Origin of the sequence: Martelella radicis, assembly GCF_014196625.1 — a bacterium.
In the GTDB taxonomy this organism is placed as follows: Bacteria; Pseudomonadota; Alphaproteobacteria; order Rhizobiales; family Rhizobiaceae; genus Martelella; species Martelella radicis.
The window spans coordinates 151,686-170,472 of the sequence record NZ_JACIDZ010000003.1; the positions used below are offsets into that span (position 1 = coordinate 151,686).

Annotated in this window: 16 protein-coding genes; 15 read left to right on the forward strand and 1 reads right to left on the reverse strand. The window is 61.3% G+C overall.

The features are described from left to right. Nucleotides 1-130 precede the first annotated feature (130 nt). The 7 genes from GGR30_RS06425 (at nt 131) to GGR30_RS06455 (ending at nt 8,773) form a co-directional block, all read left to right on the forward strand. Entirely contained in the window at nt 131-3,115 is a 2,985-nt protein-coding gene (locus GGR30_RS06425) for a 2-oxoglutarate dehydrogenase E1 component (protein WP_183483728.1), read from the forward strand. A gap of 96 nt (nt 3,116-3,211) precedes the next feature. Further along, the gene (odhB, locus tag GGR30_RS06430) at nt 3,212-4,453 is read left to right on the forward strand and encodes a 2-oxoglutarate dehydrogenase complex dihydrolipoyllysine-residue succinyltransferase (RefSeq protein WP_183483730.1); all 1,242 of its coding nucleotides are present in this window, start codon (nt 3,212-3,214) and stop codon (nt 4,451-4,453) included. 24 nt (nt 4,454-4,477) lie between these two features. Beyond that, the gene (locus GGR30_RS06435; protein ID WP_183483732.1) at nt 4,478-5,092 is read left to right on the forward strand and encodes a LysE family translocator; all 615 of its coding nucleotides are present in this window, start codon (nt 4,478-4,480) and stop codon (nt 5,090-5,092) included. 60 nt (nt 5,093-5,152) lie between these two features. Beyond that, the gene (locus GGR30_RS06440; protein ID WP_183484076.1) at nt 5,153-5,755 is read left to right on the forward strand and encodes a LysE family transporter; all 603 of its coding nucleotides are present in this window, start codon (nt 5,153-5,155) and stop codon (nt 5,753-5,755) included. Nucleotides 5,756-5,860: 105 nt separating this feature from the next. After that, on the forward strand, nt 5,861-7,267 hold the full coding sequence (gene lpdA, locus GGR30_RS06445) for a dihydrolipoyl dehydrogenase (RefSeq protein ID WP_183483734.1): 1,407 nt from the start codon (nt 5,861-5,863) through the stop codon (nt 7,265-7,267). Nucleotides 7,268-7,417: 150 nt separating this feature from the next. Next, on the forward strand, nt 7,418-8,338 hold the full coding sequence (locus tag GGR30_RS06450) for a DMT family transporter (protein WP_183483736.1): 921 nt from the start codon (nt 7,418-7,420) through the stop codon (nt 8,336-8,338). A gap of 171 nt (nt 8,339-8,509) precedes the next feature. Further along, the gene (locus tag GGR30_RS06455; RefSeq protein WP_183483738.1) at nt 8,510-8,773 is read left to right on the forward strand and encodes a hypothetical protein; all 264 of its coding nucleotides are present in this window, start codon (nt 8,510-8,512) and stop codon (nt 8,771-8,773) included. 46 nt (nt 8,774-8,819) lie between these two features. Here the strand turns inward: GGR30_RS06455 and GGR30_RS06460 are convergent, their stop codons facing one another. Then, nucleotides 8,820-9,755 (reverse strand): tyrosine recombinase XerC, encoded by a 936-nt coding sequence (locus GGR30_RS06460; protein WP_183483740.1) that lies wholly within the window; start codon nt 9,753-9,755, stop codon nt 8,820-8,822. 141 nt (nt 9,756-9,896) lie between these two features. Between GGR30_RS06460 and GGR30_RS06465 the strand changes: the two genes are divergently transcribed. From GGR30_RS06465 to GGR30_RS06500, 8 genes are all read left to right on the forward strand, one after another. Next, nucleotides 9,897-10,835 (forward strand): GNAT family N-acetyltransferase, encoded by a 939-nt coding sequence (locus GGR30_RS06465; protein WP_183483742.1) that lies wholly within the window; start codon nt 9,897-9,899, stop codon nt 10,833-10,835. Nucleotides 10,836-10,881: 46 nt separating this feature from the next. After that, on the forward strand, nt 10,882-13,095 hold the full coding sequence (locus GGR30_RS06470) for a primosomal protein N' (protein ID WP_183483744.1): 2,214 nt from the start codon (nt 10,882-10,884) through the stop codon (nt 13,093-13,095). 60 nt (nt 13,096-13,155) lie between these two features. Further along, on the forward strand, nt 13,156-13,542 hold the full coding sequence (locus tag GGR30_RS06475) for a hypothetical protein (protein WP_183483746.1): 387 nt from the start codon (nt 13,156-13,158) through the stop codon (nt 13,540-13,542). 242 nt (nt 13,543-13,784) lie between these two features. Beyond that, nucleotides 13,785-14,351, forward strand: a complete 567-nt coding sequence (locus GGR30_RS06480; RefSeq protein ID WP_183483748.1) for a F0F1 ATP synthase subunit delta — start codon at nt 13,785-13,787, stop codon at nt 14,349-14,351. Continuing rightward, entirely contained in the window at nt 14,351-15,883 is a 1,533-nt protein-coding gene (gene atpA / locus GGR30_RS06485; RefSeq protein WP_183483751.1) for a F0F1 ATP synthase subunit alpha, read from the forward strand. Before GGR30_RS06480 ends, atpA begins: the two co-directional genes overlap by 1 nt. 30 nt (nt 15,884-15,913) lie before the next feature. Continuing rightward, nucleotides 15,914-16,792 carry a F0F1 ATP synthase subunit gamma gene (locus tag GGR30_RS06490; protein ID WP_183483753.1) on the forward strand — a complete coding sequence of 293 codons (879 nt, stop codon included), beginning with the start codon at nt 15,914-15,916 and terminating at the stop codon, nt 16,790-16,792. 23 nt (nt 16,793-16,815) lie between these two features. Continuing rightward, nucleotides 16,816-18,252: a F0F1 ATP synthase subunit beta gene (gene atpD, locus GGR30_RS06495; RefSeq protein WP_183483755.1), complete on the forward strand. Its 1,437-nt coding sequence runs from the start codon at nt 16,816-16,818 to the stop codon at nt 18,250-18,252. 72 nt (nt 18,253-18,324) lie between these two features. Then, the gene (locus GGR30_RS06500) at nt 18,325-18,729 is read left to right on the forward strand and encodes a F0F1 ATP synthase subunit epsilon (protein WP_183483757.1); all 405 of its coding nucleotides are present in this window, start codon (nt 18,325-18,327) and stop codon (nt 18,727-18,729) included. Nucleotides 18,730-18,787: the final 58 nt, after the last annotated feature.

The following is an 18,787-nucleotide window of genomic DNA, read 5'->3' on the forward strand; positions in this document are numbered from 1 at the left end:
GGGCCGTCACGATTTTACCGTTTTTGTGGCCATTTGACGGTCGTCATAATCGGTGTTTCATCGGATGGTCCGGCCAAGAGCCGGTTTCGTCGTTTCAAGCGGGAGGCGGATTTCGATCCGCGCGGTGCATATGTCAAGGCAAGAAGCCAACGAACAATTTCTTCTGACCTCGTTCCTCGATGGCGCCAACGCGACCTATATCGAGCATCTGTACGCGGCCTATGAAGAAGACCCGAACTCGGTTTCGGAAGAGTGGCGAGACTTCTTCAAGGCGCTCGGCGATGACCCGGATGCCGTGCGCAAGGCCGCCGAAGGCGCGTCCTGGAAAAAGGACAACTGGCCGGTCAAGCCCAATGACGACCTGACGGCAGCGCTTGACGGTAACTGGGCCGATGTCGAGCAGGTGGTCGAGAAGAAGCTGCGCGGCAAGGCCGCGGCAGAAGGCACCACCGTCTCCAACGAGGACGTGCTGCGCTCCACCCGCGATTCCGTCCGCGCGCTGATGATGATCCGCGCCTTCCGCATGCGCGGCCACCTTCATGCCCATCTCGATCCGCTCGGCCTCGCCGGCATGGCGGATGACGATTACAACGAGCTGTCGCCCAAGGCCTATGGCTTCACCGAGGCCGATTACGACCGCCGCATCTTCCTCGACAATGTTCTGGGCCTGGAATACGCCACCATCCCGGAAATGCTCGACATCCTGACGCGCACCTATTGCACCACGCTCGGCGTCGAGTTCATGCACATCTCCAATCCGGAAGAAAAGTCCTGGATCCAGGAGCGCATCGAGGGACCGGAAAAGAGCATCACCTTCACCGAAAACGGCAAGAAGGCGATCCTGCAGAAGCTGATCGAGGCCGAAGGCTTCGAGAAGTTCCTCGACACCAAGTACAAAGGCACCAAGCGTTTCGGCCTGGATGGCGCGGAGTCGCTGATCCCGGCGCTGGAACAGATCATCAAGCGCGGCGGCTCGCTGGGCCTGAAGGAAATCGTGCTCGGTATGCCGCACCGCGGCCGCCTCAACGTCCTTTCCCAGGTGATGGCCAAGACCCACCGCGCCATCTTCCACGAATTCAAGGGTGGCTCGTTCAAGCCTGACGATGTCGAAGGCTCGGGCGACGTGAAGTATCACCTGGGCGCGTCCTCCGACCGCGAGTTCGACGGCAACAATGTTCACCTGTCTCTGACGGCGAACCCGTCGCATCTGGAAATCGTCGACCCTGTCGTCATGGGCAAGGCGCGCGCCAAGCAGGACATCATCGCCACGCGTCGCGAGGGCGAGATCGTGCCGCTTTCCGAGCGCTCCAAGGTCATGCCGCTCTTGCTGCACGGCGATGCCGCCTTTGCCGGCCAGGGCGTGGTTGCCGAAATTCTCGGCCTTTCCGGCCTGCGCGGCCACCGCGTTGCCGGCACGGTGCACTTCATCGTCAACAACCAGATCGGCTTCACCACCAATCCGGCCTTCTCGCGCTCGTCGCCCTATCCCTCAGATGTGGCGAAGATGATCGAGGCGCCGATCTTCCACGTGAACGGCGATGATCCGGAAGCCGTGGTCTATGCGGCCAAGGTTGCGACCGAATTCCGGATGAAGTTCCACAAGCCCGTCGTCATCGACATGTTCTGCTACCGTCGCTTCGGCCATAATGAGGGCGATGAGCCCGCATTCACCCAGCCGAAGATGTACAAGGTCATCCGCGGTCACGAGACGGTCACCAAGCTCTATGCCGACCGTCTGATCAAGGAAGGCCTGATCACCAAGGACGAGTTCGAGGGCATGCTCGCCGACTGGAAGAGCTTCCTCGAGCAGGAATTCGAGGCCGGCTCCTCCTACAAGCCGAACAAGGCCGACTGGCTGGACGGCGAATGGTCGGGACTTCGCGCCGCCGACAATGCCGACGAGCTGCGCCGCGGCAAGACCTCGATGCCGATGAAGACCTTGAAGGAGATCGGCAAGAAGCTGACGGACGTGCCGGAAGGCTTCAACGTCCACCGCACTGTTCAGCGCTTCCTCGATAACCGCGCCAAGATGATCGAGACCGGCGAGGGCATCGACTGGGCCATGGCCGAGGCGCTGGCCTTCGGTTCGCTCTGCTACGAGGGCTTCAAGGTCCGCCTGTCCGGTCAGGATGTCGAGCGCGGCACCTTCTCGCAGCGCCATTCGGTTCTCTATGATCAGGAGACCGAGGAACGCTACCTGCCGCTGCAGAATATCCGTTCCGGCCAGGGCCGCTACGAGGTCATCAACTCGATGCTCTCCGAAGAAGCGGTGCTCGGCTTCGAATACGGCTATTCGCTGGCGCGCCCGAATGCGTTGACGCTGTGGGAAGCCCAGTTCGGCGACTTCGCCAACGGCGCGCAGGTGATCTTTGACCAGTTCATCTCGTCCGGCGAACGCAAGTGGCTGCGCATGTCCGGTCTCGTCTGCCTTCTGCCGCATGGCTATGAGGGGCAGGGGCCGGAACACTCGTCTGCCCGCCTCGAGCGCTGGCTGCAGATGTGCGCGGAAGACAACATGCAGGTCGCCAACTGCACCACGCCGGCGAACTATTTCCACATTTTGCGCCGCCAGTTGAAGCGTGATTTCCGCAAGCCTCTGATCCTGATGACGCCGAAGTCGCTGCTGCGCCACAAGCGCGCAACCTCGACGCTTTCGGAAATGGCCGGCGAAACCGCCTTCCATCGTCTGTTGTGGGATGATGCGGTCGAGCAGGACACGCCGATCAAGCTGGTCAAGGATTCCAAGATCCGTCGCGTCGTGCTGTGCTCGGGCAAGGTCTATTACGACCTGTTCGAGGAGCGCGAGAAGCGCGGTATCGACGATGTCTACCTGCTGCGCGTCGAGCAGCTTTATCCGTTCCCGGCCAAGGCGCTGATCAACATGCTTTCGCGCTTCAAGAACGCGGAAATGGTCTGGTGCCAGGAAGAGCCGAAGAACATGGGCGCCTGGTCGTTCATCGAGCCCTATCTGGAATGGGTCTTGACCCATATCGACGCCAAGCACAGCCGCGTCCGCTATGCCGGACGCGCGGCTGCCGCCTCGACGGCAACGGGCCTGATGTCGCGCCACCAGGCGCAGCTTGCGGCCTTCCTCGACGACGCGCTCGGCGAGTAACTCGAATGACAGCGTGCCGGACCTTCAAAGCCCGGCGCGCAATGACCGCTTCAAGGCGATCCGGACACCACATTTATCAATATCGGGACTTTTGACATGGCCACTGAAATCCGCGTTCCCACTTTGGGTGAATCCGTTACCGAAGCAACGGTCGGCACCTGGTACAAGAAGGTCGGCGACGCCATCGCCGCCGATGAGCCGATTGTCGAACTGGAAACCGACAAGGTGACCATCGAGGTTCCGGCGCCCGCGTCCGGCACGCTTTCCGAGATCGTTGCCGGCGAAGGCGAGACCGTCGAACTCGACGCCCTTCTCGGCCAGATCGCCGAGGGCGATGCGCCGGCCGCGGGCGGCGCAAAGGAAGAGCCGAAGGCCGAGGCGCCGAAGGAAGAGCCCAAGAAGGAAGAGGCCAAGGCCGAAGACAAGCCGAAGTCCGGCGGTTCCGACATGCCGGCAGCGCCGTCCGCTGCCAAGATGATGGAAGAAAAGAACATCTCCGCCGACCAGGTGGAAGGCTCGGGCAAGCGCGGCCAGGTGCTGAAGGGCGATGTGATCGCCGCAGCAGCCAAGGGCACCTCCGCCCCGGCCGCAGAGCCGGCCAAGGCCCCGCAGCGCGCGCCCTCCAAGGTTGAGGATGCCGACCGCGAGGAACGCGTGAAGATGACGCGCCTGCGCCAGACCATCGCCAAGCGCCTGAAGGATGCGCAGAACACCGCAGCCATGCTGACTACCTATAACGAGGTGGACATGACGGCCGTGATGGAAATGCGTTCCAAGTACAAGGACCTGTTCCTGAAGAAGCACGACGTGAAGCTCGGCTTCATGGGCTTCTTCACCAAGGCTGTCTGTCACGCTCTGAAGGAAATCCCGGCCGTCAACGCAGAGATCGACGGCACGGACATCATCTACAAGAACTTCTGCCACATCGGCATGGCCGTCGGCACGGACAAGGGCCTCGTGGTTCCGGTCGTGCGCGATGCCGACCAGATGTCGATCGCCGAAATCGAGGCCGAGATCGCGCGTCTTGCCAAGGCGGCGCGCAGCGGCCAGCTTTCCATGGCCGACATGCAGGGCGGCACCTTCACCATCACCAATGGCGGTGTCTACGGTTCGCTGATGTCCTCGCCGATCCTGAACGCGCCGCAGTCGGGCATTCTCGGCATGCACAAGATCCAGGAACGCCCGATGGCCATCGGCGGCCAGGTCGTCATCCGTCCGATGATGTATCTGGCGCTCTCCTACGACCACCGCATGGTCGACGGTCAGGAAGCGGTGACCTTCCTCGTCCGCGTCAAGGAAACGCTGGAAGATCCCGAGCGCCTTGTTCTCGATCTCTGATTATCCGTTGAAGGGGGCGTGGCCATGAGCATCGCGTTTTTGATAACTGCACTGGTTGTGGTCCTCGTTCCCGGCACGGGTGTTGTCTATACAATCGCGACCGGCCTTTCTTCAGGCCGGCGCGCCTCGGTCGCGGCGGCATTCGGCTGCACGCTCGGCATCGTTCCGGCCATTCTGGCTTCGGTCTTCGGGCTGGCCGCCCTGTTTCACACCAGCGCGCTGCTGTTTCAGACGGTCAAGTTCGCGGGCGTTGCTTATCTGCTTTATCTCGCCTGGCAGGCGCTGCGGGAGCACGGCTCCTTGTCGATTTCGTCCGATGAGCGCCAGAAGCGATCCGTGGTCGCGATCGCACGCGATGGCTTCCTGCTGAATATTCTCAATCCGAAGCTTTCGGTTTTCTTCCTGGCTTTCCTGCCGCAGTTCATTGATCCCGCCGCGGGCAATGCTGTCCTGCAGATGTTGATGCTTTCAGGCGTGTTCATGCTGATGACCCTGGCGGTCTTCATCGTTTACGGGCAGTTTGCGGCGCTGATGCGCGACAGGGTCTTTTCCAGTGAAAGAGCAATGCGCTGGATGCGTCGCTCGGTGGCGATGGCTTTTGCCGGTTTTGGCGTAAAACTTGCGCTCAGTAGGCAATAGGAACTGGGACAGGCGGAGCATATCGTGACCCATCAATATCTGGTCGAACTGGCATCCCTGATGGCGATCTTCTCCTTCGTCATCATTGCGCCGGGCGCGGACACGGCCATGGTGATAAGGCAGGCGCTGGTGCATGGTCGCCGCTCCGCCGTTTTGACCAGTTTTGGCATCGGCACGTCGCTGCTCTTTCATGTCGGTTACACGATCCTTGGTCTTGGCCTGATCATTTCCCAGTCGATCATGATGTTCAACATCATCAAATGGCTTGGCGCTGCCTATCTCGTCTATCTTGGCATTCAGTCGCTGCGATCGGGCAAGGTCGAGCTGTCATCGGGCTCGGTTTCCGGTACGCGCGCGGAGCAGGGCGCGGCAAAGGCTTTTTCGCTGGGCTTTCTCGCTAATGCGTTGAACCCCAAGCCGGTTCTGTTCTTCCTGTCGGTATTTTCGACGGTGGTGAGCCACGAGACGCCTGCGGCGATCAAGTTCGGTTATGGTTCTGTGATGGCCAGCTTTCTGATCGCCTGGTTCGTCGGCGTATCCCTGTTTCTGACCATGCCGCGCATGAGAAGCGCTTTCGAACGGGCAAGCGTGTGGATCAATCGCGCCAGCGGCGCCGTCTTCATTGCCTTCGGGTTGAAACTGGCGACGGAAAAGGCAGGCTGATCGGGAGCGCGCGCACTCAAATCCGGCCTTCGGGCCAAGACAATCACGGTCACTTGCGCCCATCCTTCGCAAACGGCCATGACCGCAAGAAGAGAAGGAAATCTGATGTCCTATGATCTTATCGTAATCGGTTCCGGCCCCGGCGGCTATGTCTGTGCGGTCAAGGCCTCGCAGCTCGGCTTGAAGGTCGCCGTGGTTGAAAAACGCGCCACCTATGGCGGCACCTGCCTAAATGTCGGCTGCATCCCGTCCAAGGCGCTGCTGCATGCCTCCGAGCACTATGCCCATGCCGCCCATGGCATGGAGAGCCTCGGCATCAAACTGTCCGGCGTCGAACTCGATCACGACAAGCTGATGGGGCACAAGGATGCCGTGGTGAAGTCGAATGTCGAAGGCGTCGCCTTCCTGTTCAAGAAGAACAAGATCGACGGCTTCCAGGGCACCGGCAAGATCCTTTCTGCGGGCAAGGTTCAGGTCACCAAGGAAGACGGCTCCACCGAGGAGCTCGAAGCCAAGAACATCGTGATCGCCACCGGTTCGGACGTTGCCGGCATTCCGGGCGTGGATGTCGAAATCGATGAGGAAACCATTGTTTCTTCCACCGGCGCGATCGCGCTGAAGAAGGTTCCCGAACACATGGTCGTTGTCGGCGGCGGCGTCATCGGGCTGGAGCTCGGCTCGGTCTGGTCGCGTCTCGGCGCCAAGGTCACGGTCGTCGAATTCCTTGACAAGATCCTTGGCCCCATGGACGGCGAGGTTTCCAAGCAGTTCCAGAAGATGCTGGCCAAGCAGGGCCTCGATTTCAAGCTGTCGGCCAAGGTCACGGCTGTCGAAAAGTCCGACAAGGGCGCGAAGGTCACCTTCGAGCCGGTCAAGGGCGGCGATGCCGAGACCATCGAGGCCGACATCGTTCTGATCTCCACGGGCCGCAAGCCCTATACCGAGGGCCTCGGCCTGGAAGAGGCCGGCGTCAAGCTCGACGATCGCGGCCGGGTCGAGATCGACGGTCATTTCAAGACCAATGTCGACGGCATCTATGCCCTCGGCGACGTGGTCAAGGGTCCGATGCTGGCGCACAAGGCGGAAGACGAGGGCGTGGCGCTTGCCGAAATCCTCGCCGGTCAGGCAGGTCATGTGAATTATGACGTGATCCCGAGCGTCGTCTATACGCAGCCGGAAGTCGCCTCCGTCGGCAAGACCGAGGAAGAGCTGAAGAAGGCCGGCGTCGCCTACACTGTCGGCAAGTTCCCGTTCATGGCCAATGGTCGCGCCCGCGCGATGGAAACCACCGACGGCTTCGTCAAGGTGCTCGCCGACAAGGAAACCGATCGCGTGCTCGGCGTTCATATCGTCGGCTTCGGCGCCGGCGAGATGATCCACGAGGCAGCCGTCTTGATGGAATTCGGTGGCTCGGCCGAGGATCTCGGCCGCACCTGCCACGCGCATCCGACCATGTCGGAAGCGGTGAAGGAAGCAGCGCTCGCCGCCTTCTTCAAGCCGATCCATATGTGATCCGGCGGAACGGTCCTGATTGCACACCTGATGACGGTCCCGCACAGCGGGGCCGTTTTTCAATTTTCCGGCGGCTTCATTCGCGTCGTTGATCCGAGACTTCAGCAGAATTCATTGTTCATGGCGCGCGCTATGCTGTTTGCATAGGCCATGGCTTACAAAATACCCGGTTCTATCCTCTCTGGCGGCCCGGCAAGGGGAATCGCGCTGATCACCGCTTCGGTCTTCTTGCTGTCGCTTTCCGATGCGCTGGTCAAACTTTCAGGCGTTCGCTTCGCGCTTGTGCAACTGATCTTCCTGCGCTCCTTCTTCGCGGCTCTGCTCCTGGCGCTCGGGCTGACACTGTTTGCCCGCGGCTCGCGGCTTGTTCCGCAGCGTCTCGGCTGGGTAACGGCTCGCAGTCTCTGCCTCGTTTCCATGTGGTTCTGCTATTACGCATCCTTGCCGGAACTGCCGTTTTCGCTGGCGGCTGCCTGCTATTACACCGCGCCCTTGTGGATGGCGCTGCTCGCGCGTTTCATTCTCAAAGAACCCGTGGGCCTTGTCCGTTGGTGCGCCATCGTGATCGCCCTTGTCGGGGTTGTCGTCAGCGTCAATCCTGCCGCCGGGTCCGCTTCGCCCTTCGTTCTCCTGCCGCTGCTCGCCGCCTTTTTCTACGCGCTCGCGGCGATCATCACCTGGAGCAAATGCCGGGACGAAGCGCCCTTTGCCATGGCGCTCAATCTCAATGTCGCGCTTGCTGCTGCGGGGGCGGCGGGCATTGCGACCCTTCAGCTGTTTCCGACTGGCGATGGTTTCGTGTTTGCCGCCTGGCGGCCGCTCGATGCGTCCTACTGGGCCGTGATCGGTCTGCTCGCCGTCTTTCTTGTTGCCATCACAACGGGTGTGGCTGCCGCCTACCGCGCCGCGCCGGCGCCGGTCGTCGGCCTGTTCGATAACGCCTATCTCGTCTTTGCCGCATTGTGGAGCGTCGTCATATTCGCTGACCACCCTTCAGCGCTCGAGATCGTTGGCCTCGTGATGATCGGCTTTGGAGCAGTCATGGCGGCGCGTCCGCCTCGAACCAGGTGATCTGTTTCATCTTGGCATTAAGAATCAGAAAAATATAATATTTACAGTTATTTAATGGGTTTTTGGCGGAGAACTTCCAATGGCGAACACAATCTTCGGCTGTAGTGGGGCAGGAAAAGGATGGTCCTTTCCGGATTACGAGAACACTGAAAACGCCCAAGGACAGACCCAATGCAGAAGATCATCGCACTTTCGTTTGCAACGCTGATCGTCGGCGCAGGCGCGGCCTTTGCCGCACAGCCGCTCAACCCCTCCTTCTACGGCCCGAAGGTTACCGCCGCCGACAGGGATATCGCCCGCATCGCCGCGCCCGGCGATATCTTTTCGACCTCGGTGACGGACGAGGGGAACTGGCACGCGGTCAAGACCTACAAGGTCCAGCCTGATGGCACGCCGAAGCTGATCGATTTCAGCTACAGCAATCTGAATGACTGATCACGGCGACGCGGCCCCGCTTTGACTGCGGGGCCTTTTCCATGTCTCAGGCGCGCGGATGCGCCTTGTCGTAAATTTCCAAAAGCCGCCCCGTATCGACGCCGGTATAGACCTGCGTCGTCGAAAGCGAGGCGTGGCCGAGCAGTTCCTGAATGGTCCTGAGATCGCCACCGGCGGCCAGAAGATGGGTGGCGAAAGAGTGCCGCAGCGCATGCGGTGTGGCCTTGTCGGACAGGCCAAGTGCGCCGCGCAGGGCCTGCATCTCCCGCTGGATGATCGCCGGCTGCAATGTCTTGCCGCGCAGTCCCCGGAAAAGCGGCTTCTCCCCGGCCAGATGATGCGGGCAGAGCGCGCCATAATGCCGCACCGCCGCGAGCGCTGCCGGCAGGAGCGGCACGATGCGGGTCTTGTTGCCCTTGCCGGTGATCCTGAGGCTTGTCGGATTGCCGGAAAAGTCATCAGGCGTCAGCGCCAACGCTTCGGAGATACGCAGCCCGCAGCCGTAAAGCAGGCAGAAGACGGCAGCGTTGCGCGCGGCAATCCACGGCTCTTCCGCCAATTGACCCTGCTCCGTTGAAACCGCAAGCGCTTCCTCGGCGCTCAAGGGTTTGGGCAGGGATTTCGGCTGTTTCGGCGACCGCATGGCGCGCACGCCCGCGGCATTGGCGAGGCCGCGTTTTTCCAGCCAGCGCAGAAATGAACGGATACCCGCCAGATCGCGGCCGAGCGTGCGCGCGCCGGCGCCCTCGCGACGGCGGAAAGCGAGATAGGCGCGCACATCCGCCGGCCTCAGCGAATCAATGTCGGCAAGCCGCACGGGGCGTGCGATATGGCGGCACAGGAAGGCAAGGAACTGCCGCGTGTCGCGCTCGTACGCCTCGGTCGTCTTTGCCGAGAGCCGTCGCTCGCCGGCAAGCGTTTGCAGCCACTCTTGACGCAAGCCAAGCAATGCATCATCAGCAGGCACCAGTATTTCGCCCATGGGTCACCGTCTCAGGAACTTCTTGCCGCGGCGCGATTTTACAGTAAATTGGGTTACAAAAACGCTAAGGGTTCCGGGAGGTGTCATTGTCTTTTCACACGGAATTGCGATATAGGCTCCTCAGCAAAAGCAGGAAGTTTTATGGCGCGTCGTGATTCATCATCCGCCCTGGCGCAGTTCGCTGAGGCTGTGGCGCTTGTCTCCCAGGGGCAACCGGGACATATCGTCGACACGCTGATCGCCGAACGCGGACAGAAGATCGTCCACAATCCGTTCTGGCCTGTCATGCGGCCGTTCCTCCACCTGCTGCTGGGCTACGGCAAGGCGATCGATTTCGCCAATGATATCGAGTCCATGGACGGATATCAGGTCTTCGACTACATCTCCAATCGGCTGACCCTCGACATCAATTGCGTCGGCAGAGAGCGCATCCCGGAAAAGGGCGGTTTCGTGATGGTTTCCAACCATCCGACCGGCATCGCCGATGGGGTGGCCGTTTTCGATCTCCTGAAAGAGCGCCGCCCGGACATGACGTTCTTCGCCAACCGGGACGCCGTGCGCGTCAATCCGCGTCTGGTCGAGATGATCATCCCGGTCGAATGGCGCGAGGAGTTCAAGAGCAAGCTGAAGGCGCGCGAGACGCTGCAGGTCACCAACAACGCCATCAAGCAGGAAAAGGCGATGGTGCTGTTTCCCTCCGGCCGCATTGCCTACTGGGCCGATGGCAAGCTCAACGAACGCCCGTGGAAGACCTCGGCGATCGGCTTTGCCCGCAAATACGACCTGCCGATCCTGCCCGTGCATCTGAAGGCGCGCAATTCCGGCCTGTTCTATTGGTTCGCCAAATGGTCGACGGAACTGCGCGACATGACGGTTTTCCACGAGCTTCTGAACAAGAAGGGCGACCGGTTCGACTTCACCGTCGGCAACATGATCATGCCGCATGAGCTGCAGGGCGAGCCCGCCGATGTGACGGCGGCCCTGGAGCATCACACCGTGCATGCGCTGGCCGCCGACCCGGATGCGACCTTCGTCCTGGAAAAATCCAAGCCCGCTCCGGTCGTCTCGGACGCCTCTTGAATTCTCCGCTTCACTTTGAAGGGTGCGGCGGGCAAGCTTGCCAGCCATGACCTCAGATTCGCTCGACCTCTTTGGAAAACGCATCGACCCCGCCGTCGTGCGCAGCGTGCCCGTGATGGTGCCGCTGCCCGTCGCCGGGCCATATTCCTATGCCGTGCCGGAAGGCATGGCGGTGATGCCCGGTTCCGTCGTGCAGGTTCCGGTCGGCCCGCGCAAGGTGATCGGCATCGTCTGGGACGAGGCGGGCGATGCGGTGGACCCGAAGAAGCTGAGGCCGATCGAGCATGTGTTCGATTGCCCGCCCGTGGCGGAAGAGATGCGTCGTTTCATCGCCTGGGTATCCGCCTATACGCTGACCCCGCCGGGGCTTGTGGCGCGCATGGCCGTTCGCGCGCCTGCGGCTCTTGAGCCGGAACCGATGATCGAGGGGCTGACTCTGACGGGCACCGTTCCCGAGCGGATGACGCCGGCGCGCAAACGCGTTCTGGAACTGGCGCAAGACGGCGCCGGCTGGACGCGGCTCGGGCTTGCGCGCGCGGCGGGTGTGAGCGCCAGCGTCGTTGAGACGATGATGAAGCAGGGGGTGTTCGACACGGTTTTTTTACCGCCGCCGCCCGCTTTCGGCACGCCTGATCCCGATTATGCGCGGCCCGCGCTTTCGCCCGACCAGGACGCGGCCGCCGAAGATTTGCGCGTCGCCGTCGCGGCGGACAGTTTCAACGTGACGCTGATCGACGGCGTCACCGGTTCCGGCAAGACGGAGGTCTATTTCGAGGCCGTGGCCGAGACGCTGGCCCGAGGCAAACAGGTGCTGATCCTGCTGCCGGAAATCGCCTTGACGGCGAGCTTCCTCGATCGGTTCGAAAGCCGCTTCGGTACGCGGCCCGGCGAATGGCATTCGGATCTCGCGCCGCGCATGCGCGAAAAGGTCTGGCGGCAGACGGCGGAAGGGTCGATCCGCGTCGTCGCCGGCGCGCGCTCGGCGCTGTTCCTGCCGTTCGAGGAACTCGGCCTGATTGTCGTCGACGAGGAGCATGATACAGCCTACAAGCAGGAAGACCGCGTCTTCTACAACGCCCGCGACATGGCGGTGGTGCGGGCGCGCATCGGCGGTTTTCCGGCGGTGCTGGCCTCGGCCACGCCCTCCGTCGAAAGCCAGGTCAATGCGCTTGCCGGGCGTTACCGGCGCATCCATCTGCCGGGCCGTTTCGCCGAGGCGGCGTTGCCGAGCCTGAAGACCGTCGACCTCCGGCGCGATCCGCCGAAGCGGGGCGGCTTCCTGTCGCCCACGCTGCTGTCGGAGATCGACAGGACGGTCGGGCGCGGCGAGCAGGCGTTGCTGTTTCTCAATCGCCGCGGCTATGCGCCGCTCACGCTCTGCCGGGTCTGCGGCCATCGGTTCCAATGCCCCAACTGCTCGAGCTGGCTGGTCGAGCACCGGTTTCGCGGCCGGCTGATGTGCCATCACTGCGGTCATGGCGAGCCGGTGCCCGAAGCCTGCCCGGAATGCGGCACGCTCGATCATCTGGTCGCTTGCGGGCCGGGGGTGGAGCGCATTGCCGAGGAAGTCGAGCAGCATTTTCCGGAAAAGCGCACGATCATTCTCTCTTCCGACATGGCCGGTGGCGTCAAGCGTCTGCGGCTGGAACTCGAAGCCGTTGCCAATGGCGAGGCCGACATCATCATAGGCACGCAGCTTGTGGCGAAGGGCCACAATTTTCCGCTGATGACGCTTGTCGGCGTCGTTGATGCCGATATCGGCCTTGCCAATGGCGATCCGCGCGCGGCCGAGCGCACCTTTCAGCTTCTCGCCCAGGTGACGGGGCGGGCAGGTCGTACGGGGCTTGCGAGCAAGGGGCTGATCCAGACCTACCAGCCGGCGCATCCGGTGATGCAGGCTATCGTCTCCGGCGATGCCGAGGCGTTTTACGATCGGGAGATCACGGAGCGGGAAAAGAGCGGGCTCCCGCCGTTCGGCCGGCTCGCCGCGGTCATCATCTCTGCCGACAATCGTTCTGATGCCGAGGCGCATGCGCGCGGCTTGCGGGCGGCTTCCCCCGCCGGGCGCTCGATCTCGGTGCTTGGCCCGGCCGAGGCGCCGCTGGCGCTGGTGCGCGGGCGCTACCGCTTCCGCCTGCTGGTCCACGGCAGTCGTGCGGATGATCTCCAGACCTTTTTGAGGGAAATGCTCGAAAACGGTCCGCGACAACGTGGCAGCGTCCGTGTGCAGCTTGACATTGACCCGCAGAGCTTTCTCTAGATAGATTGATTTTCAATAAGCGCGGGGAACTCGCGCCGAAAATGGCAAGGGAGCGTTCAGATGAGTTTTTACTGGCCGGAGAGTTTTGTCGGGCAGATAGCCCTGTTCATGGCCATCGTCATTCTGATCTGGGGGCTCGTCGTGGCGCTGGCTCCGCTGAAGCTGATGGGGCTTGCCGGGTTTTCGGGGCTGAAGGAGGAGAGCGGCGCGAGCATCCATATCCGTTCGATGATCGGCGGGACCTATGCCGCGATGTCGCTGATGGCGCTGCTGTTTGACCAGCCGATGATCTATCGCACGTTCGGCCTGGCGCTGATCTTCGGCTTCCTGACCAGGCTGTTGTGGATGGGCACGACCGGAAGCCGATCGATCAAGGGAGGCATCTTTCTTGTCTGCCAGGCAGTGGCAGGCGTGTTCATGCTGCTTTACGGCCTTGGGTGGGCGTGAGGCGCAAGCAGTCAAAAGCGCCGCGTTTCAGGGTTTTACGACTTTGTGACGAGAAACGCATGCCAATGCTCCAAACGGGCTTTGAGCGTGTTGCGAGTCGCTTTTACCTGTGCTAGACGAACCCCGACTATTGGGAGGGCCAGCATGTTTTTCCTGCTGTTTCCCGGGGATATTGTGAGGTTTTAAGGGCTTCGGGCAGTGCCGGTTTCGACACGGCCCGCGCCGATTTTTAAGGGGAATTTGTGCCTGTGGCAGACCTATCCCAATCTGTGTCGAACGTGGCGCAGCGCTATGCTGTTTCTCTGTTCGAACTTGCCAAGGAAGACGACAGCATCGACGCCGTGGGCGCCGATATCGACCGTGTCGAGACGCTGTTGAATGAAAGCGACGATTTCCGGCGTCTGGTGATGAGCCCGGTCTTCAGCTCCGACGAGCAGCTGAAGGCGGTGACCGCCATTCTCGCCAAGGCGGAAATCGGCGGCTATGTCGCCAATTTCGTCAAGCTGGTTGCGAAAAACCGCCGTCTGTTTGTCCTGCCCGGCATGATCTCCGCCTATCGTGGCGAGGTTGCGGCCTATCGCGGTCAGGCGACGGCTGAAGTGACAGTGGCCCATGCCCTGTCTGATGAACAACAACAGGAATTGAAGACTGCGCTGAAGGATGTGACGGGCAAGGATGTGACCCTTCAGATCACCGAAGACGCGTCGCTTCTCGGCGGAATGATCGTCAAGGTCGGTTCGCGTCAGATCGATACGTCGCTGCGCACGAAACTCTCCAAACTTAAGCTTTCACTGAAAGAGGTTGGCTGATGGATATCCGGGCCGCGGAAATTTCCGCAATTCTGAAAGAACAGATCAAAAATTTCGGCGACGAGGCTGAAGTCTCTGAAGTCGGTCAGGTGCTTTCGGTCGGCGACGGCATCGCCCGCGTCTATGGTCTCGACAATGTCCAGGCCGGCGAAATGGTCGAATTCAACGGCGGCGTGCGCGGCATGGCGCTCAACCTGGAAAGCGACAATGTCGGCGTCGTTATCTTCGGCTCCGACCGCGAGATCAAGGAAGGCGACGTCGTCAAGCGCACCGGCGCCATCGTTGACGTGCCGGTCGGTCCCGGCCTTCTCGGCCGCGTTGTCGACGCGCTCGGCAATCCGATCGACGGCAAGGGCCCGATTGCTTCGGATCACCGCGCCGTTGTCGACGTCAAGGCGCCCGGCATCATCCCGCGCAAGTCGGTTCACGAGCCGATGTCGACCGGCCTGAAGGCCATCGACGCCTTGATCCCGATCGGCCGTGGCCAGCGCGAGCTCGTCATCGGCGACCGCCAGACCGGCAAGACCGCGATCATTCTGGACACCTTCCTGAACCAGAAGCCGATCCACGACAACGGTCCGGACAACGACAAGCTCTACTGCGTCTACGTTGCCGTCGGCCAGAAGCGTTCGACCGTTGCCCAGTTCGTGAAGACGCTGGAAGAGCGCGGCGCGCTTGAATATTCCGTCGTCATCGCCGCCACCGCCTCCGACCCGGCTCCGATGCAGTACATCGCGCCGTTCGCCGGCTGCGCCATCGGCGAATATTTCCGCGACAACGGCATGCACGCGCTCATCGCTTATGATGACCTTTCCAAGCAGGCCGTCGCCTATCGCCAGATGTCGCTGCTGCTGCGCCGCCCGCCGGGCCGCGAAGCATATCCGGGCGACGTTTTCTACCTGCATTCGCGCCTTCTCGAGCGCGCCGCCAAGCTTTCCGAGGATCGCGGTTCCGGTTCGCTGACCGCTCTGCCGGTCATCGAGACCCAGGGTAACGACGTTTCGGCGTTCATTCCGACCAACGTGATTTCGATCACCGATGGCCAGATCTTCCTTGAAACCGACCTCTTCTACCAGGGCGTCCGCCCGGCCGTTAACGTCGGTCTGTCGGTGTCGCGCGTTGGTTCGTCGGCGCAGATCAAGGCGATGAAGCAGGTTGCCGGTTCGATCAAGGGCGAGCTTGCCCAGTATCGTGAAATGGCCGCCTTCGCCCAGTTCGGCTCCGACCTTGACGCCGCAACCCAGCGCCTGCTGAACCGCGGCGCGCGCCTGACCGAGCTTCTGAAGCAGCCGCAATTCTCGCCGCTGAAGACCGAAGAGCAGGTCGTCGTTATCTTTGCCGGCGTGAACGGCTATCTCGACAAGCTGCCGGTTGGCGATGTGAGCAAGTTCGAACAGGGGCTTCTCTCCTATATGCGCGGCGAAGCAAGCGACGTTCTCGACGGTATCCGTACCGAAAAGGCGCTGAGTGACGATCTGAAGGGCAAGCTGAAGGCAGCGATCGACGCCTTTGCGAAGAACTTCTCCAAGTAACCAGGTAATCTTAGCGGGGATTTATAACCCATGGCTTCATTGAAGGATCTGAAGCTTCGCATTGCCTCGGTGAAGGCGACGCAGAAGATCACCAAGGCGATGCAAATGGTCGCCGCGGCGAAGCTGCGTCGCGCGCAGGAGGCCGCCGAAAACGCGCGGCCTTACTCCGAACGCATGGCCACCGTCATGGCTGACCTGACGGCGGCTGTCGGTGAGGGCGAGGAAGTGCCGAAGCTGATGAGCGGCACGGGCAAGGACGACGTCCACCTGCTGGTGGTCTGCACTGCCGAACGCGGCCTTTGCGGCGGCTTCAACGCCCAGATCGCGCGCCACGCGCGCCTTGCGGCACGCGAGCTGATTTCTCAGGGCAAGACCGTCAAGATCTTCTGCGTTGGCCGCAAGGGCTATGACGCGCTGCGTCGTGAATTCGCCGATCTGATCGTCGAGCGCACCGAACTGCGCGACGTTCGCAAGATCGGCTTCGACAATGCCGAAGAGATCGCCAATCGCGTGATGGAGATGTTCGAGGAAGGCGCATTTGACGTCTGCACCCTGTTCTATTCCGAATTCAAATCGGTGATCTCGCAGGTTCCGACAGGTCTTCAGCTTATTCCGGCAAAGGCGCCGGAAGGTGCGGAGGAACGGTCCGAGTCGGCGCTTTACGATTACGAGCCGAATGCGGAAACCATTCTGTCGGAGATCGTTCCGCTCAACATCCGCGTTCAGGTTTTCCGGGCACTGCTCGAAAATGCCGCCGGTGAGATGGGCGCGAAGATGACCGCGATGGACAATGCGACGCGCAACGCCGGTGAGATGATCGACAAGCTGACGCTGTCCTACAACCGTCAGCGTCAGGAAAAGATCACCACGGAACTGATTGAAATTATTTCCGGCGCGGAAGCGCTGTAAGAGCTTGAAAAGAGGGTTTTATCATGGCTGAGGCCTCTATCGGTAAAGTGACGCAGATTATTGGCGCCGTTGTGGACGTCGCCTTTGACGGCGAACTGCCCCCCATCATGAACGCGCTTGAGACCGACAACCACGGCAACCGGCTCGTTCTCGAGGTCGCTCAGCACCTCGGCGAAAACGAAGTCCGCACCATTGCCATGGACGCGACCGAAGGTCTTGTCCGTGGTCAGGAGGTCAAGAACACCGGTTCGCCGATCGAGGTGCCGGTCGGTATCGAGACGCTTGGCCGCATCATGAACGTCATCGGCGAGCCGGTTGACGAAGTCGGGCCGATCAAGACAAAGGAAAAGCGCGCCATCCACCAGGAAGCGCCGCCCTATGTCGACCAGTCGACCGAAGCGGAAATCCTCGTCACAGGCATCAAGGTCGTTGACCTCCTGGCACCCTACGCAAAGGGCGGCAAGATCGGTCTGTTCGGCGGCGCCGGTGTTGGCAAGACCGTTCTCATCCAGGAACTGATCAACAACATCGCCAAGGCGCACGGTGGCTATTCCGTGTTCGCTGGTGTTGGCGAGCGTACGCGTGAAGGTAACGACCTCTACCATGAAATGATCGAATCCAACGTGAACGTCGATCCGTCGGAGAACAACGGTTCTGCCGAAGGGTCTAAGTGCGCACTGGTCTACGGCCAGATGAACGAGCCGCCCGGCGCCCGTGCCCGTGTTGCCCTTTCCGGCCTGACGATTGCGGAATCCTTCCGCGACGAAGGCCAGGACGTTCTGTTCTTCGTGGACAACATCTTCCGCTTTACCCAGGCCGGTTCGGAAATTTCGGCTCTGCTTGGCCGTATCCCGTCCGCTGTGGGCTATCAGCCGACGCTGGCGACCGACATGGGCGCCCTGCAGGAGCGCATTACCACGACGACCAAGGGCTCGATTACCTCGGTTCAGGCCATTTACGTTCCGGCCGATGACCTTACCGACCCGGCGCCGGCAACCTCGTTCGCCCATCTGGACGCAACGACCACGCTGTCGCGCTCGATCGCTGAAAAGGGTATTTATCCGGCCGTTGACCCGCTCGATTCCACTTCGCGCATGCTTGACCCGATGATCGTCGGCGAAGAACACTATGCGGTTGCCCGTGCGGTTCAGTCGACGCTGCAGCGCTACAAGTCGCTTCAGGACATCATCGCCATCCTCGGCATGGACGAGCTTTCCGAAGAAGACAAGCTCACGGTTGCCCGCGCCCGCAAGATCGAGCGCTTCCTGTCGCAGCCCTTCCACGTTGCCGAAGTCTTCACCGGTTCGCCGGGCATTCTGGTTTCGCTGGAAGACACGATCCGTTCGTTCAAGGGCCTGGTCGAGGGCGAATACGACCACCTGCCGGAAGCAGCCTTCTACATGGTCGGCACGATCGATGATGCTGTTGCCAAGGCCAAGAAGCTCGCCGAAGCGGCCTGATCATTCAGGCGGGCGGCGAAAACGCCGCCCACCGGTTCTCGGTGATTTTGCAAGACAAGAGATTGGAACGTCATGGCTGACACGATGATTTTCGAGCTGGTGACCCCTGAAAAGCTTCTGGCGTCTGCCGAAACGGATGCCGTCGTCATCCCGGCAGCGGAAGGCGAAATGACGGTGATGCCGGATCATGCGCCGACCATGACGACGGTTCGTCCCGGCATGGTGAAGTTCAAGAACCATGACGGCAAGGAATTCCAGTTTCTGGTGTTTCATGGCTTTGCCGATATCCAGGGTAATTCCTGCACGCTTCTTGCCGAGACCGCCGTTCCGATCGGCGAGGCGTCGGATGCGATCGAGCATCGCATCAAGTCACTGCGCAAGGAACTCGACGATGCAAGCCATCGTGAGCACAAGAGCGCCATCGAGCAAATGATGAATGAGCTGACCCATCTGAACGAGACGGTCTTCCCTGGTTGACCGTCGCTGAATTATCCGTGAGTTTAATTAAGCCGCAGCTTTTTTTGCTGCGGCTTTT